Source organism: Paenibacillus sepulcri, from assembly GCF_042647105.1.
GTDB classification, from domain to species: Bacteria; Bacillota; Bacilli; order Paenibacillales; family Paenibacillaceae; genus Paenibacillus_Z; species Paenibacillus_Z sepulcri.
Window position 1 is genome coordinate 4,421,902 of sequence record NZ_JBHRUP010000001.1, and the last position, 18,177, is coordinate 4,440,078.

Sequence of the window (18,177 nt, forward strand, 5' to 3'; positions counted from 1 at the left end):
CAAGTTTCTGCGACATGTTCCTACAAGGAACGCCTAATGCTTGCAGACATCATTTATATGAATTGTGCTCTACTCTGGAAAGGGGGTGAATCAACAGATGAGTGAAACGGGCAAACAATATTACAAACACAACTCTCAACAACCGAAGGATTTAAGAGGAGGAGAAAAAAAGGTTATGAAAAAAAGTTTAGCTGTAATTGTAGCCGGTGCTATGGCTTTCTCGATGTTCGCTTCCGCGGCATTTGCTGCTGACGAGCAGAAAGACCTGACAGCACTTGAGAAATTCAACGCTCTGAAAGAACTGGGTGTATTTGAAGGTTATCCAGGGGGCGGCGCTGGTCTTGAAAACGAAATGACTCGCGCAGAATTTGCAAAAGTACTTAGCAAAATCTCCAACCTTACAGAAAACGCAAGTGCAGCTAATGTATACAGCGATGTATCCGCTACTCACTGGGCTAAAGGCTTTATCGGCGCTGTAACGGCTGACGGTATCATGGAAGGTCTTGGCGGCGGTAAATTTGGTCCGTCCGGCAAAGTTACAATCGAGCAAGTTGCTAAAGTAGCAGACGAAGTTGCTGGCTTGGAGCAATCCGATGCAGCAGTATCCGGTGCAGTATCCGCTTGGGCTAAAGGCTATGTAGCTGCAGCAATCCAAGCAGGTCTGATCGCTGAACTTCCTTCGTACAAAACAAACGCAACGCGCGAAATGCTCGTTAATGTTACTTACGACCTGGTAGAGAGCGGTACTAACCTTGTAACTGTTAAATCGACGAAAGTTATCGATGACAAGAACATTGAAGTAACCTTCTCCGATGACCAAGTTGTTAAGAAAACTCTTGACACTGCTCTTGTAGCTGGTCAAGACACGAAAGTTTCCGTTGAGTACAACGGCAAAACTTACGAAGTTACAGTTAAACTGGATGTTCTTCAAGCAACTGAAGCAAAACAAACAGGCGCTAAGAAAATCACAGTCAACTTTAACCAACCAGTTTCCGCAACTGACAAAACAGATCTTACTTACGAGCTGAAATACAGCTTCTCTCCCTACCCAGTTACAGCTGTGTATGCTGAAGATGGTAAATCAGTTGTTCTAACAGCTGCATACTTGCCAGCAGGCGATTATGTTCTGACAGTTAAAGGCAGTGCAGCAATCAACTTGAAAGTTGAAGCAGAAGCGGCTACTAAGGTTGATGTAACATCACCAGCATTGCAAAAAGCTGATGATCAAAGTCTGGGAGTAAAACTTTACAACCAATTTAACGAAGAGATGACTACTGCATCTCCACAGATTACTGCATATAACTCAACAAAGAACATTCCAATTACAGTAGACAACGGTACTGTCGATCTTGCTGCCGATAGTAAAGCAGCTCTTGGTGACAGCATTATTGTAACAGCAGTATATCCAGCTGCTGGCTTGTCTAGCACTAAAACACTCAAAGTTATGAACGGTAGTGCAGCTACTTCAATTAAAATTGGTACTGTAGTGCCACTGACAAATGAAACTAGAATCTCTGTATCCCAAAGTGGTTTGATTCTTCCATTGACGCTGATCGACCAAAATGGCCAAACCATTAAACTTCCTATGGGTTCTAGGACGCTTCCTGCAAACCAAAACAGCTTTGAGTATGGCGGATTGTACTTCTATATCAGCGATAATCAAATTGTTGATACTATCAATGTTAACTCAGATGGAGTTGTTACTTTTAACACGAAAGGCAAATCCGGTACTGTATACATCACTGTTACAAACGGTGCAACAGCTGCCAGTGCAAGCACTTCGGTTATTGTCAATGGCCTTGCTGATGTTAAAGAATTCCAGCTGAATCATCCTGGTAAAGTAATCGTAAAAGGCGAAGATATCGTATTCCCTTTTGCAGCTGTTGATTCTTATGGCGCTCAAATTGCCGGTAAAGATCTTAATCTGAACAATGTGAAATTTGTTGCAGGTTTGAATCTAACACCTGGCTATCCAAAAGTTAATGCAAAAGGCGAGTTGGTATTTAACTTCGCTCAAACCGGAACAACAACTATTTACACATTTGTTAATGGATTGCAGCAAACAAGCAACGTTCAACTGGAAGTTAAAGATGTTGCTTATAAAACTGCAGTTAATGGTATCAAAGACTTTACGACAACATTAGAAGTCGGTGCTAAGCCTGCATTTGATGCAGACAACATCACAACCGTTGATAACTATGGCCGTGTTTCGAACGTAACAGAAGGCACTTATACTGTTAAAAGTTCTGCTGATAGCATAGTTAAATACGAAAATGGTCAATTGGTAGCTGTAGCTCCTGGATCTGCTACAATTACTGTAGCTAGCTCGCCTAATGTAGCTCCAAATGCAGACAAATCAGTTTCTAACTACACGTTTACTGTTAACGTTGTAGCATCAAGCGATGTTAAAACTTTCGCAATTGATACCGTTGGAACTGTCTTCGGTAAATCAACTGCAACTGATGCAAGCAATGCTTATAAAAAAGCAATCACGTTGGTTGGTAAAACAGCTAGCGGCACAACAGTTACACTGGCCTCAAACAACCCAACATTTGTAACTAGCACGAACGAAGATATTTTGAAAGTAAGCTCAGCGGATAGCACCTCTGTATACGGTCTGAAAGCTGGTACATCAACAGTAGCTGCTTACTTCAATGGTGCTAAAGTTGCTGAACAAGCAGTGACAGTATCTGAAGATGCTCCAGTTGTTAAAACAGTAGAACTTTCTGCTGATGAATATACAACTACTGTTAATGGTACTGTAACAGTAGGTGTAACCGTTAAGGATCAATATGGTGTTGTTCTTCCAGCTCCATTCCAAATCCTTTCCAGTGATTCGACTATTGCTACAGCTTCGGCAAACAGCTTGGTTGTAACTGCTGGTAACAAATCGGGCAGCGCAACATTGACTTATGTTTCGTCTAACGGAACACAAGACACAGCTACTATCGTAGTAAACTAATACCATCTTCTCTAAGAACAGGCGAGGATATCCTCGCCTGTTTTTTGTTTTTTTATAAAACTTGATCCAAACGCTTCACATTCATTTCATTTTGATTCTGTATAGTGAAACTATAAAACTTTATCGAAAGGACGAAACAAAGTAAAGCTGTCAAGCGTCTAATAGAATATACAGAAACAGGAGGAATGAACGTGAATTCAAAATGGATCAAATATGGTGTCGTGACATTAACGGCATCGTCCTTACTCACACCTAATCTGATATTGCCAGCGGCTTCAGTAGCAGCAGCAGCCCAATCGGCGATATCATCCAAAATTGTAAAACTGACCGGCTCCAGCTATTTGAATATTCGTGATGCTCATTTCTTAATGCAGGAAAAAGGAAAGGTGCTGGCTTTTTCCGTAGCGATTACGAATAATGGTTCCACCCAATTGGATCTTATTGATTATTGGCTTCGAGTGAAGACAAAATCAGGCAAGTCCTTTAAATCGACTATTACGGAAGCGGATAAAACAAAAACAACGGTCGCTCCGAAGTCCACGCAATATTTGACGTACTACACCGTTGTAGATAACCAAACAAAGATTTCAGATCTTACTTTTGAAGTTGTCAAATGGGATTTTTCCGTAGCGAATTACGAGCGCAGACTGGGAATGATTCAATATCCAGCGAATACGACCGATCAGATTCCTGCCTTCAAGGATACAGTTATGCTCTATAACAACAATAAAATCAGAAGCGCTATCAAACAGTCCTACATAACAAAGGATGCCAATAATGCTTACTTGACCATCAATTTCCTTCTGGAAAATGTCGGTCTTCAATCAGCGGATTTGTCTAAAATGAATTTCTTCATTCAAACAGATAGCATGTCCGTCTATAATGTGAGCTCGAGCTTGGAAGGAGCCTCCATTCAGCCGAAAGAACGCAAAATCGTTACCCTGCACGCGACGTTACCGCTTGTTGTGGCTGATAAACCGCTCTCCTTTATTGCATCGCTGAATGATGATGTATCCAAGGTTCAGCTGCCTTCCGGCGTGTTCGCTCTGCCTGCGACCAAAGCCGCTGCTGTAACGCCCGCTGGAGCGACTCGAATGTTCTATATGGATGGAACACCAATCAATACGAAAACAGGTTCTGCCTTTCTCACGCAAGGGTCGGATAAGAACCAGGTATCGATTGATTATACATTGACGAATACGGGGACCGCATCGATTGCCAATCCGAATCTGGATTATTTCCTCGTCACTTCTTCTGGAACAAGCTATCCATTAACGTTTACCAAAGAGGAAAATGGTGTGCTTCTGCCGAAGATCGACAAGGTGGTTACATTGACCGGGGAAATCCCATCCACGATCAAGCCGGAATCATCGCAGCTGCTCGTAAAAACAACTGCCACTGAGAAAGAAAAGTCGTATATTATCGGCAGTTACTATCTCAAATCGACATCACAGCAGGGATCGCTGCAAAGCTCATTTGCTTATAACGATTACACCGTTAAACTCGATTCTGTTGCACGTTCGCCGCTGGAAGACAATGATGTTCTGATGGCTAACCTGACGATCACAAACAATAGCGATGTAAGCAAGCAGGTTCCTTCACTTAGCGGTTATTTTATGGTGAACGGTGTCAAAATAGGCACTGAACAAAAGGCTGTCGGGCTTGATGAATCGGTTACAATTGCTCCAGGCGCATCCTATGAGGAAGTCGTATATTCAGAAATTCCTTATACAACCGCAATCGATAAAATTACATTCGTAAGTACAGAACCGGTACAGGATAAAGAAGGCAAGCAGCTTTATCAATTCTCTGGCCAGACGCTTAGCGAAACTCCAATACGCAATATTGACGTGCCTTATGATGTCACAAGTGTCGGAAAACGTGCTTCGGTCAAAGTTACCCGTTCGGCTGTATTTGCCGGTGAGCAGAAAAATAATTTCTATGTAGAACTGGAAGCTGTCAATAAAGAGACGCGAGCTGCGCTAATTGCTAACCTGGGTGGTTACATTCAGGATAAGAATGGCGTCATCGTACCTGTGCAGTTTGCAGAGGTGAAGGAGAAGCTTTCACCAAATGGCAAAGCGCTGGTCTCAGCATGGGCTCAGGTTTCCAAAAATTTTGACACAACTTCCTATCAATTCATTATTGGACAGTCTCTCGTAGCTCCTAATGACACTGGATCTCCTCCGGATACAGGAGGCGGTACGGGAGGTGGCGCAGGTACAGGTGCTGGCACCGGAGGAACCGGAACAGGCACGCCCACTCAAATCCCTGTTATTGTAAAGCCTGTCTCCTACACCTTAAACGGAACGGATGCTCAAGGCACGAAACAAGGTCTCACAGGCATTACGTTTGGCGGCTATACGCTGGATATTCACCACGTTAATGCTTACTTGAATGTAGCGGGTGAATACGATGTGCAGGGCTTGAAGATGATGTTTGACTATAATTTGTCCAAAGACAAGCAATATGATTACATTGCCGGCGATCATAAGCTGATGTTTGAATTTGTTAATAAAGATACGTTGAAAACGACTTATTCCAAACAATATGCATTAGGGACTGCTGGGACCGATGAAGAGCTTCTTAAAGAAGCGGCGGAGAGCACACCTCTTACCATCATTTTCACGGATAAAGATATCCAGGCGAATGTTCAGAAATATGAAGACTATACCCTAAACGTGTATGATGTCTTCCAAAATACCAAGCTGCTGATTGCAACAAAAGATTTAAAATGGTTTACTCCTTCCGAATAACAGCAGCGAACCCCGTACGGGTCAACGGACCAGTGCGGGGTTTTCTTCCTTTTGCGTGTGGAAGAAACACTTGAAATCTAGTAAACTGACATGAGAGTTAACAAGCTTAGTCAAGCTTAGTTGCAGCACTGATGTTGAAATAATGAGAATAATTGAGATGATTGATTGTAAATGAAACTGCAGCTGGGGACCTTCAAGTAAGAAAGGAGATTAATGATATTGCGATACAAAGGATGGAAGCTAACAGCGGCAGCCGTTGTAATTGGTGCCGGGTTATGGGCGGGCTTTGAGTGGCCGTCAATGGCAGAGGGAGATGTGACTACTGCGGTTACACCTGGCAGTGTGGATGACCCGGTAGTAACAAAAAGCTACGTGGATCAGAAAATCGCTGCATTAAGTGGTGGGAATTCAAATAGTGGCGGCACCGCTTCAGAGGATAAGCCAGTTCCAGAGGAACAAGAACCGGGAGAAGCCAATAACACAACCAATATTGTTACGGTACCTGTCGGAAAAACACTCATCGCCAAGGATGGCGCACAGATGGTGGTACGGGCCGGTAAAGCGATCGCTTACAGCCCTGATTCGAATGGTATCGCTGATGTCACGGACGGAGCAGATATAAAGAGCGGCAGCCGCGTCCTCAACAATCATCTTATTATGTTTCCGCGCGGCGGACGGGGCATACTGCCTGAGCCAGGGCAAAAGTACAGCCTCACGGTCATGGTAATGGGCGGCTACGAAATTAAAGTGTTGGATGACCAAGGCAAGTAACATTTGCAAGTCCTGACAAATTGTTTAGCGCGTCAAAGCTTAAGGATGAAGGCACAATAAAGCCATATCCTTTTTTAAAACTTTGGAGGTGCTTAGACGATGGCAAAACGTTCTTCTAATAAAGTGTTGGTAAAAGAAAGCAGGGCTGCTCTTGAACAAATGAAATATGAAATAGCAGCTGAGCTGGGATTAACGACAGGCCTGCTTTCGGCGGATCGCTTGGGTCATACCGAGTTTGCAACCGAGTTAGGCGGTATCGGCCAGGCATCGTCTTCAGACAGCGTGCCTTGGTCACAGCTGGCTACCAGGGACGCCGGATCGGTTGGAGGCTCGATGACCCGTCAGCTCATTCAGAAGGCTGAGCAAGCTCTGAACGGATTGTAAATAAACTTACAACCATTGACACAAAGCGACAGTTTCGGTATCATACTGTTCTAGAGACTTGTCATTCCAGACCTTTTCCACTTGGAAAAGGTTCATTTTTTGAACCAAAGGAAAGTGTGGATTTTCATTTGGCTTTTCTCTGAGTATTTAGAGAAAGACGGTCTTATGAAGTATGGTGCCGATAGCCATTTCTTCTTAAATCGGGACGTTCAACGTTAGATTTGACGTGACCTTGATTTCTTTATAATCTCGATTCGACTGCTGTTTTATTCAAAATATAATAAAGTAGTCATTTATGCTTTTTCATATTTTGAAAGAAGAAATTGAACATTTCAGCCATGCGCGATTCTAAGGCCGCGTCAGCGGTTTTTCGCATAACGATAACATTTCTTCGAATGGATACTTAACTTATTATGTTGCAGGAGGTTGATATTGAATGTCGCTTAAAGGCAGTCATTTGTTTACATCGGAATCCGTTACAGAAGGACATCCCGATAAAATTTGCGATCAAATCTCGGATGCGGTATTGGATGCTTTTCTGGAGGTAGATCCTTATGCCCGAGTAGCTTGTGAGGTTTCGGTTGCAACCGGTCTAGTGCTTGTGATTGGTGAAATCAGCAGCAGGGCGGATTATGTGGATATTCCTGCTATCGTACGCCGTACGATCAAAGATATCGGCTATACGCGTGCCAAATATGGCTTTGATGCCAGCACATGCGCTGTATTAACCTCGCTCAACGAGCAATCCGCAGACATTGCCCAAGGCGTCAACGCTGCGCTGGAGTCGCGAGACGGCAAGAATATGCTTTTGGAGAACGAAGATATAGGCGCAGGCGATCAAGGCTTGATGTTCGGTTTTGCAACTAACGAAACTCCGGAACTGATGCCGCTTCCGATCGCCTTGTCGCACCGGATTGCCCGTCAATTGTCCGAAGTGCGCAAAAATGGCAAACTGGACTACCTGCGTCCGGACGGCAAAACTCAGGTTACCATCGAATATGTGGATGGCAAGCCGAAACGAGTGGATACCATCGTTGTCTCGACACAGCATGCCGAGGAAATTTCGCTCGAGCAAATTCAATCCGATATCCGCGAGCATGTCATCAAGCCGGTTGTGCCGATGGAGTGGCTAGATGAAGAAACCAAATACTTTATCAATCCGACAGGCCGTTTCGTTATTGGCGGTCCTCAAGGGGATGCCGGTCTGACAGGCCGCAAAATAATCGTGGATACGTATGGCGGCTACGCTCGTCATGGCGGCGGGGCGTTCTCCGGTAAGGATCCGACAAAGGTTGACCGTTCCGCAGCTTACGCCGCTCGTTATGTAGCGAAGAATCTAGTTGCTGCAGGACTTGCGGACAAATGCGAGATTCAACTCGCCTATGCTATCGGCGTGGCCAACCCGGTATCCATCAATGTGGATACTTATGGAACAGGTAAAGTCAGCGAAGAAAAGCTGGTTGAAGTAATCAAGAAGAATTTTGATCTTCGTCCCGCAGGCATTATCAAAATGCTTGATCTTCGTCGTCCCATTTATGGTAAAACGGCTGCTTACGGTCATTTTGGCCGTACAGATATCGAACTGCCGTGGGAGAATATAGACAAAGCCGAGCAGCTTAAAGCTGATGGATTGGCTTAAATTTTTATCCTCCCGGACCAACCTGCAATCTTTAATGAATAATCGATCAAATACAAGCCGCTCCTTATTGCTGGGGGCGGTTTTTTATTGTTGACTTATTGGCAAATATCCGTTTTTTGAAGGGCTGGATTCGAACAACATGGAGATTGCCGCAGGCGAGTATAGTCCCTTTATTCTTGAAAATCATTAAAAGTCTTCATTTCAAGGTGTACTTGACCGAAAAAGATAATACGAGTGTCTTCTATTGGGGAGTGGTAAAGTTGGTCCGAAATCGTAGCTGGCTATTTTGTTTAACTGTAATGATATTCGTTGTACAAATCGGATTTGGAGCGCTTATGGCTGGTCCATCCGCAGCTTCAGCCGCATCCGGAGGGCCTGAAGTACTGAGTAAGTCTCCTTCAGCCGGAGCAACCAATGTACAGTTGAGCGAAAAATTAGTGTTGACCTTTGATGAGAATGTGGCAAAAGGAACGGGATCGGCTGCCATATCGATTCGTAAGCTGAGTGATAATACGCTTTTTGAATCGTATATCGTATCTTCGGACAGCCATGTTCAAATAGGGGCGTCCAGGAATGTTGTCACCATAACGCCAAGCAAATCCTTCGAGGCAAATATGAGCTATTATGTGTATATTGACGCAGGAGCCTTCCGGAATGAAGGCAATAATGCCAATTTTGCAGGGCTTACAAGCACAGCCGCCTGGAATTTTACAACAATTTCAACAGCAGACACATCGCCTCCGGCCCTAACGTCTGTATCCCCTGGAAATGGCGCATCTGCAAGTATTGGTACAACACTTGTATTATCCTTCAATAAGGCTGTTTATGCGGCCAGTGGCAATATTCAAATCAGCAATGTCAACCAATCCGGAGACAGTCAATCGATTGGAGTTGTTTCGGGCAGCGTTACAGGAAGCGCGTCCCCGAATGTCACTGTACAGCTTGGCACTACGCTGCGGCCCAGCAGCACATATGAAGTGACCATTCCAAGCGGTGCTTTTCAAGACGCGTCAGGCAATAGTTTTGCGGGCGTCAGCTCGGGACAATGGCGATTTACAACGACGGCGCCGCCTCTCGGAGTCCCTTCTCTGCAGCCTGCAGACAACGCATTTTCTGTGGGAATTGCAAGTAATCTGATCATGAATTTTCCTGTCAACGTGGCCGCGAATACGGGAAATATCAGAATCAACAAAATCTCCGATAACAGCACGGTTCAAACGATCAGCGTCAATTCGTCACTGGTAAGCGTCAGCGGAGGCTCGGTGACGATTAATCCGCAGGAGGATCTCTTGGGCAGTTCCGGCTATTATGTGCTGATCGATTCCGGCGCCTTCAAGGACGCCGGTAATCCGGGACTTCTTTATGAAGGCATTTCGGATGCGTCAGTCTGGAACTTTACAACGGATGCCGGCAATGATACGACACCGCCAACGCTGGTTGGAGACCGGAAGCCGCTCAATACGCAGACAACGACCACGCTGGACATGGAAATGAACTTTAGTGAGCCGGTCTATCAGGGTTCGGGCAGCATCATCATCAAGAATGCAGCCAACAATGCTGTGTTTGCAACAATCCCGGTTACTTCAGATAAAGTCAGCGGCGGAGGAACGTCAAAGATCACAGTTAAGGATACCAGTCTTGTTTTTGTGAATAATACTTCTTATTATGTGCAAATTGGCGGACAGGCGTTTCGCGATTTGAAAGGAAATTATTTTACCGGAATAAGCGGAACAACCGATTGGCAATTTATCGTGACGCAGGATACGGAGAAGCCTTCGATCGTCACCCTTCTTCCTGCTAATAATGAATCCGCAGTAGCTTTGTCCGGCGTAAATCTGGAGCTGCTGTACACCGAGCCGATTCAACTCGGATCAGCTCCGTCGGTCAAGATAAAACGCAATTCGGGCAGCACCAACGAAAACACGGTAACCACAAAGCTATCCGTTGATCCGCAAAACAATCGGAAGCTGATTATAGCGCCAGAGAGCGCAATGACCGCTAACACGAACTATTTTGTGGAGATTGCAAGCGATACGGTTACGGATTTGGCGGGAAATAAATTTGACGGGATCCTGAATCAGTATCAGTGGACATTCAAAACAGCCAGCTCCTCTACAGGCGCTCCCTCTGTATCAAAAGCGGAGGTGCTGGGTACAAATCAGATCGTGCTCACCTTCAATAATACACTTGATCCAAACTCAGTACCCGTTCCAGCCAACTTCTATGTTACCGTTAACGCGGCTTCCAGACCGGTGACGAATGTACAGGTCAGCGGCCAGACGGTCGTGCTGACCCTGCAGGGGACACTGGCCTCCGGCCAGCTGATCAAAGTATCGTATTCGGCAGGCGAGAGGCCGATTAAATCTACAGGCGGCACAGCTGCTGCGAATTTCTCAGGCCGGGATGTTTCCAATAATCCCGACACAACCGTGCCCAGACAGCTCAGCGGTACAATTAACGGCAACACGATTATTCTGACCTTCAGCGAGAACCTGGCTGCTGTTAATGCGGGCGCCTACAGCCAGTTCTCGGCAGCCATTGGAAGCTCTACACGTACGGTTACACAGGTATCAGGAAGCGGCAATATTGTATTTATCACGTTTAACGGCAGTCCGGCAGCGAGCACGGAGACTGTAACTTTGTCTTATTACGCTTCAACCTATGCGTTGAAGGATTTGGCGGGGAATGCTGTTCCTTCCTTCAGCAGCTTCTATATTCAGAACGGGCAGGATACCCTTCCTCCGGTTCTGCAGAGTACAGCTGCTGCGGGTAATCTCGTAACTCTGACCTACAATGAGACCATGAACCCGGCAATGAAGCCGCCGACAAGCGCTTTTAAAGTCCTGGTTAACGGGACAGCGCGCGCGGTAACGTCAATCAATATCTCAGGGCCTCAGGTCGTTCTCACCTTGGCTTCTGCGACGGAGACAACAGACAATGTGAATGTATCCTACTCCGGGGGCTCACCGGCATTAACCGATATGAGCGGAAATGCCGCTGCCATCTTCAATGGACAGCTTGCAAATGGAGGGAATGGGTCACCGGCTGCCTCCATATCTCTTAGTGGAGTATTAGCCAAAGCAAGCACGATCACGGTCACCTTTTCGACAACGCTGAATGCGTCTTATCTTCCTTCATCCACTCAATTTACGGTTAAAGTGAATAATACGACTCGTCCGGTATCTTCAATTGCAATAAACGGCGCCGCTGTTACACTTACGCTGTTCACGCCTGTGGCCATCGGCGATACGATTACGGTAAGCTATACGGCCACAGGAACGATACTGCGTTCCACCTCCGGTGTGGAAGCAGTATCGTTTACAGATATCAATGCAGCGAACCAGACAACCTGGGCGGATAATACTTCAGGGGATTTCGAAGAAGCCCAGGGCGGCGGAATAGCCATCAAGACATCTGCCGCCGCCGTCACAACCGCTGTTTCTCCTGCTGGGCAATCAACCCATCTTTATACCATCACATCGGAGAAGATTACGAGAGCCTTCTCCACGATACGGACAGTCAGCGGAATGGCGCCAAGAGTCGTGTTCGTTGTTCCGGACAGCGAGAATGCCGCCATGGTTTCTGTGCCGCTGGGAGGATTGGAGGAAGCCAAAAAAGCTGCCTCCAACGCTTCTGTCGCAGTCGTATATAAAGGCGCTACCTACGAGATTCCACTTAGTGCACTGGATTTAACAGAGCTGGCAAAATTGCTGAATGCAGCCGGTGCTGCAGGACAGCTTGTCATATCCATCGATACCAGCGCCACAAACATGGCTTCGCCGCTTACCACAGCGTTAAATGCGAGCAAGGCCCAGATGATGATAAGTCCGGTCAACTTCGATCTTACGGTTACCAATGGAGCCCTGACGAAAAAAGTGAACAGCTTGAACGGTTATGTAACCGGGACCTTGAAATCAACCATGCCGTTGAACGGACATGAAGTGGCTGTTGTCTGGATGGATCCGGTAACGAATAAACTGTCTTATGTGCCTACCAGAGTAACCAGTGAAAATGGGCAATCTACAGTAACCTTCAAGAGCAGAAGCAACGGTGCTTTTACTGTAGTAAAAGGCTCGGTCGCTTTTTCAGACATCAACAAGCATTGGGCACAAAACGATATTCTGCTGATGGCGAATAAATATGTGGTTGAAGGAACCTCTCTTACTACCTTTACTCCGGATAAATCAATCACCCGTGGAGAGTTTGCGGTTCTTATCGTCAAAGGTCTGGGTCTGTCCGGCGATAAGCAGGGAGCCTCCAAGTTCAAGGATGTCAACACGTCCTCGATACTGGCGGCGTATATCGGCGCAGCGGCGAACGCCGGAATTATACTGGGCATGCCGGATGGCACCTTCATGCCAAACAGTCCGGTGACCCGGGAGCAGATGGCTTCGATGATGATCCGGGCTTCCAATACAGCCGGCGTACAGGTGGTTCTTTCGCAGGATGTGTCGGCCGTGCTGAAGAAATTCAGCGATTCCAACAAAATCGGCACCTGGGCACAAAGCGATGTGGCCAAAGCCGTTCAGGCAAGCATCATCAACGGCATGTCTTCCACAAGCTTTGGCGGCAAATCCAACGCGACACGGGCGCAAGCGACCGTTATGGTTAAGCGTCTGCTGGATTACGCCGAGTTCCTGGATCTTTGATCCAACCCTCTCTACCATAATAGTGATACTATGAAAATTGCTGAAAAGCTATCCGAGAGCCAGAATCGGATAGCTTTTTCTTTTCGTTCTTCGCCCGCTGATAGGACTCTTCTATCAAGCGTAACTTTTTCCAACTAGTAATAGTCTATAGCTAATAGACTTTTATGATGGGAGAGTTGCAGGAGAAATGCGCAAACTTGATAGAATAAAAAAGAAAAATGTCGTGAACACACGGAATTTGACGAAAAAACAGGTACTTATCTTAACGTTGGGTGTCTCTATACTCGCTCAGCCGCTCTCTATAGCAATTCCAGCGGTTGCCTCCGCCGCCACCGATACAAAGTCCGCCAATGCCTCTCAGAGCACGCAGGAGCAGCTGGTGCGTGTCTACGAGGAGATGATCACCTCCGGTGCGAAGCGTGTGGATTACAAATGGGCAAATAAAACAGGCTCGGGCGCCGAGCAGTCCAATGTCCATGTCATAGAGGTGGATTTGACCAATCCCAATGTGAAACTGGATGTCATGAACGGCAAGACAGGTGCGATTACCGGCTATGCCTCGACCGGAAACATGGTCAAGAACAGCGGCGCAGTCGCAGGCGTGAACGCGGACTATTTCAACACGTCGGGAAAAGGCGTGCCCATGGGGGCTGAAGTCCTCGGAGGCACATTGGTAGCAAGCCCCTCCAAGCTTAAGGGGATGTACGCCTTCGCGGTGACTGCCGACCGCAAACCGATGATTGACCTGTTTGACTTCAACGGAACGGTAACCGCGGCGGATGGTACGGTATTTCCGCTTGCCGGCATCAATAAAGCCTCTTATACGATCGAACCGGAGAATACATACAGCCATGCGAATGCGATGTATATCTACACGAGTGCCTGGACGGCTCCCCGCCCTGATGCCAAAGAGAGCTCCACAACACCGACGGAAGTTCTGGTAGTGGACAATGTTGTCACTCAAATTGCCGAGAACTCGATGATTCCGGGGACTCCGCCGGCCAATGGCTATATTTTGCGGACGCACGGCAAAGCGGCAGAATTTGTGCGCGATCATCTGCAAGTAGGTCAGCCCGTTACTTCCATTTACGGCCTTGTCTCGCAAACAACGGGGAAAACATATGATCCGGGTTCTCTGCAAATGCTGGTTGGCGGACATACGATCCTGGTTGATGAAGGCAAAGCGTCAGCTTACTCCAGAAGCATCAGCGGGATCAGCGGCACAGGCGATCGTGCGCGCACTGCCGTTGGATACAGCAAGGATGGCACCAAGGTATATATCATCACCGTTGAAGACAGCGATAACAGCGAAGGGGTCACGATTGCCGAGCTTCAGAAGCTGATGGTTCAGCTTGGTGTGTGGCGGGGCGTGAATCTGGACGGCGGAGGATCGACCACGATGATCACACGGCCCCTCGGTGAATTCAGTGCAGGGCTCACATTCCCTACGGAATATGGTACCGTGCAGCGCTTGATTCCAAGCGGCTTGGGTGTATTTACGACAGCCCCGCAGGGACAGGTGAAAGGAATCAAAGCAAGCGGGAGCGGCGTCCTCTTTATCGGTCAGCAGGCCACCTATGAGATGAAAGCCTACGATACCTACTATAATCCGATCGATCCCGGAACGCTGACGCCGACCTGGAGGTCATCCAATACGCTGGGTACATTCTCGGGAAATGCGTATACAGCTCAAAAAGCGGGAAAAACAACATTAACCGTTAAATCCGGCAGCGGCAGCGACGAGCTTCCAGTGGAAATTGTCGGCGGCGATCAGCTTGCCCAGATGAGCGTCGATGTGAGTTCGCCGGTCCTGGAGCAGGGCAAGACCGGCACGATTTCCGTTGAGGCAGTCCTTAAGGACGGTCGCAAATTGACGGTGCCCGCTTCCTCTATCAAGTGGGAGCTCCGTGGCTTCAAAGGCACCATTAGCGACGGTACACTGACCATAAATTCAATTGATGAAGGCGCCAAGGCAGGTTATGTGATCGCCCGTTATGACGGCTTCTCCTCGGTAGCGGTTCTGGCTGCCGGAGCGGATAAGAAATTTGAAGATTTCGAGCAGACGACCTACCCAATCACCTTCTCCAATACGAATGGTGTAGTGGGGTCTGCGACCCTGGTTGCCGGATTGTCCGAAAATGCGGCATCGAAGGCGCTGCAGCTCACTTATGATTTCACAGGGGGCAGCGGCACGAAAGCAGCGTACGCCGTCTTCAACACGACCGGCAAGGCATTGGAGGGCAAACCATCTGCCATTACCTTGGATGTCCTTGGCGACAACAGCCTGAACTGGCTGCGCGCTGAATTTATTGATAACACGGGAAAAGCGCATCTTGTGACACTTGCCAAACAGGTGGACTGGACAGGCTGGAAGCAGCTCAAAATCAATCTTCCGGCTGACGAGATGACGTACCCCGTGAAGCTTAAACGGATATATATGGCCTCACTCGAGGATGGCCAGGATGAGCGGGCATTGGCGGGATCTGTAGCGTTCGATAATATAAGCTTCCAATATGCGGCACTGGTTGCGGAGCCCCCCCGCACCACAATCCAGCTGGTGGTCGGCTCCAAGTCGGCGAAGGTTGGAGGAGTGGCGATGAAGCTGGATGTGGCTCCTCTGGTGATTAAAGGCACCACGTATTTGCCGCTCCGCTTTGTTACCGAAGCGATGGGGGCACAGGTTGTGTGGGAGCCTGCGAATAAGCGGGTATCCGTCCTTCGCGGCGACAAGCTGATGGAAATGTGGATCGGACGCGAGGAATTCCTGCTAAACGGACTGCTCAAGGAATCAGAAGTAGCCCCAATTACCCGGTCAGGACGGACCTTGGTCCCAATCCGCCTTGTGTCGGAACAACTAGGACTTACCGTAAATTGGGATGGCAAAATGGGCACGATTACCGTCGAATGATAGTGACTCGTTTGCGTAATTGTGTGCTATGATAGAAAGTAGATATTTTTTAAGAAAGTGGGCCGAGTCTAACGTGGATTATCGCATTAACGATATCGATCGCGTGATCAAAAACGCCGTTCTTGTGATGGAAGACAGTAAATACCAAATTTACGAAATTTGCGAATCCGCGCGCAAAGAGCTTTTTTCGCTCGGCCAGGAGCTTACCCAGGTCATTAAAGAAGCAGCTGAAATTATTGATAAAGTGGACAAGCTGGAGCTCGACTATCGTCGGGCTCGGATCCGGCTTACGGAAGTAAGCCGTGATTTTGTAAGGTTTAAAGAGCAGGACATTAAGATTGCCTATGAGAAGGCTACCCAATTACAGCTGGATCTTATGGTTTTTCGGGAGAAAGAAAGCTACTTGAAGGCGCGTCGCGATGATTTGCAAAAGCGGGTTCGCAATGTCGAGCGGTCTGTTGAACGGGCCGAGTCGATCGGATCCCAGATCAATGTCGTCCTCGAGTATCTGTCCGGCGATCTGAATCAGGTGACCCGAATCCTGGAATCCGCCAAAAATCGCCAACAGATCGGGCTGAAGATTATTTTGGCCCAGGAAGAAGAGCGCAAACGAATCGCCCGGGAAATTCATGATGGTCCCGCACAATCACTCGCAAATATAGTTCTTAGGACGGAAATTGCGGAAAGAATGCTGGGAAAGCAGGAATTTCAATTAGTACAAGAAGAATTAATAGACTTGAAGGGACAGGTTCGCTCGGGAATTGAGGAGATCCGTAAAATCATCTTCAATCTGCGTCCTATGGCCTTGGATGACCTGGGACTTATCCCGACCCTTCGCAAGTATGTCCAGGATTTTGAGGAGAAGACCAAGATTCGGACGATATTCGACACAATCGGAAAGGAAATGCGATTGCCCTCCGCTATGGAAGCAGGCATGTACCGGCTTGTTCAGGAAGCCTATAGCAATGCTTTCAAGCATGCAAACCCTACTTTCGTCGCGCTTGAATTTACGTTTCAGGCACAGATGGTGAAGATTGTCGTTAAGGATAATGGCGTCGGTTTCCATGTCGATCTGATTGAATCCCGGACCAAGGACAACGCACATTTCGGTTTGATCGGAATGCGTGAAAGAGTGGAACTGTTGGAAGGGAGGATGGAGATCGAATCGGCAATCAACGAGGGAACAAGAATTACGATTCATATCCCTATCAACGCGGAGCAAAGAAAGGAGTAAACTGACGATGGATCAAAGAGCAACGACTGCCAAACGCAAGATTAAAGTATTAATTGCAGACGATCATCAACTATTCCGCGAGGGACTCAAGCGGATCCTTAATATGGAAGATGATTTGGAAGTCATTGGCGAATGCAACGATGGTATACAGGTGCTGGAGTTCTGCAACGAGAACAAGCCGGAAGTTGTGTTGATGGATATTAATATGCCCATCGAGAACGGTGTTGTCGCAACCGAGCGGCTGCGCGACATTTTTCCCGATGTGAAGGTTATTATTTTATCCATTCATGATGATGAGAGCTACGTGTTCGAGACCCTTCGCAAGGGAGCATCCGGTTATTTGCTCAAGGACATGGAGGCGGAGGCCTTAGCGAATGCGATTCGCTCCGTCGTGAGCGGCTATGCATACATTCATCCCAAAGTGACGGGCAAGCTGATCAATCAGCTGCGCCGGATGACTTATCTGGACGAGATCGGTTCAACTTCGGGCGCTGCGGCAAGCCGTGAGGCCGGTGTGAAATTTGTCCCCAGCGAGAATAATCCGCTGACTCGCCGTGAAGCGGAAGTGCTTCGCTTGATGGCTGAGGGCAAAAGCAATAAAATGATCGGCGAATATTTGTTTATCAGTGAAAAGACGGTCAAAAACCATGTCAGCAGCATTTTGCAAAAAATGGAAGTTGACGACCGGACGCAAGCGGTCATTAACTCCATCAAGTTCGGCTGGGTGACCCTCTAGCATTAACGTTTTACATACAAAGGAGAAGAGCTTCCGCATCAGGCGGAAGCTTTTTTCATTTTTTTATCAGCTATCCCGTACAGAGGCCTCTTTGTGCGACTTGTCCGTTGGTGTCCCGCACTTATAGGCTGCTGGCGG

At 47.4% G+C, this 18,177-nt stretch carries 9 protein-coding genes; all 9 read left to right on the forward strand.

Annotated elements, in window-relative coordinates; genetic code table 11:
- The first annotated feature begins 97 nt into the window (after positions 1-97).
- The 9 genes from ACFOLF_RS19565 (at position 98) to ACFOLF_RS19605 (ending at position 18,039) form a co-directional block, all read left to right on the forward strand.
- On the forward strand, positions 98-2,962 hold the full coding sequence (locus ACFOLF_RS19565) for an S-layer homology domain-containing protein (protein WP_210039024.1): 2,865 nt from the start codon (positions 98-100) through the stop codon (positions 2,960-2,962).
- A gap of 191 nt (positions 2,963-3,153) precedes the next feature.
- Positions 3,154-5,718, forward strand: coding sequence for a hypothetical protein (locus ACFOLF_RS19570; RefSeq protein ID WP_210039023.1), 2,565 nt, complete (start codon positions 3,154-3,156; stop codon positions 5,716-5,718).
- Between the two features lie 219 nt (positions 5,719-5,937).
- Complete coding sequence (locus ACFOLF_RS19575; RefSeq protein WP_379114464.1) at positions 5,938-6,489, forward strand: hypothetical protein; 552 nt, start codon at positions 5,938-5,940, stop codon at positions 6,487-6,489.
- A 99-nt stretch (positions 6,490-6,588) separates the two neighbouring features.
- A complete protein-coding gene (locus ACFOLF_RS19580; RefSeq protein ID WP_210039021.1) occupies positions 6,589-6,873 on the forward strand; it encodes a small, acid-soluble spore protein, alpha/beta type in 285 nt (94 codons plus the stop codon).
- 436 nt (positions 6,874-7,309) lie between these two features.
- Complete coding sequence (metK, locus tag ACFOLF_RS19585; protein ID WP_210039020.1) at positions 7,310-8,512, forward strand: methionine adenosyltransferase; 1,203 nt, start codon at positions 7,310-7,312, stop codon at positions 8,510-8,512.
- A 335-nt stretch (positions 8,513-8,847) separates the two neighbouring features.
- Positions 8,848-13,161: an Ig-like domain-containing protein gene (locus ACFOLF_RS19590; RefSeq protein WP_210039019.1), complete on the forward strand. Its 4,314-nt coding sequence runs from the start codon at positions 8,848-8,850 to the stop codon at positions 13,159-13,161.
- Between the two features lie 187 nt (positions 13,162-13,348).
- The gene (locus ACFOLF_RS19595; protein ID WP_210039018.1) at positions 13,349-16,069 is read left to right on the forward strand and encodes a stalk domain-containing protein; all 2,721 of its coding nucleotides are present in this window, start codon (positions 13,349-13,351) and stop codon (positions 16,067-16,069) included.
- 73 nt (positions 16,070-16,142) lie between these two features.
- Positions 16,143-17,303 (forward strand): sensor histidine kinase, encoded by a 1,161-nt coding sequence (locus ACFOLF_RS19600; protein WP_210039017.1) that lies wholly within the window; start codon positions 16,143-16,145, stop codon positions 17,301-17,303.
- Positions 17,304-17,310: 7 nt separating this feature from the next.
- Positions 17,311-18,039 (forward strand): response regulator, encoded by a 729-nt coding sequence (locus tag ACFOLF_RS19605; protein ID WP_210039016.1) that lies wholly within the window; start codon positions 17,311-17,313, stop codon positions 18,037-18,039.
- Positions 18,040-18,177: the final 138 nt, after the last annotated feature.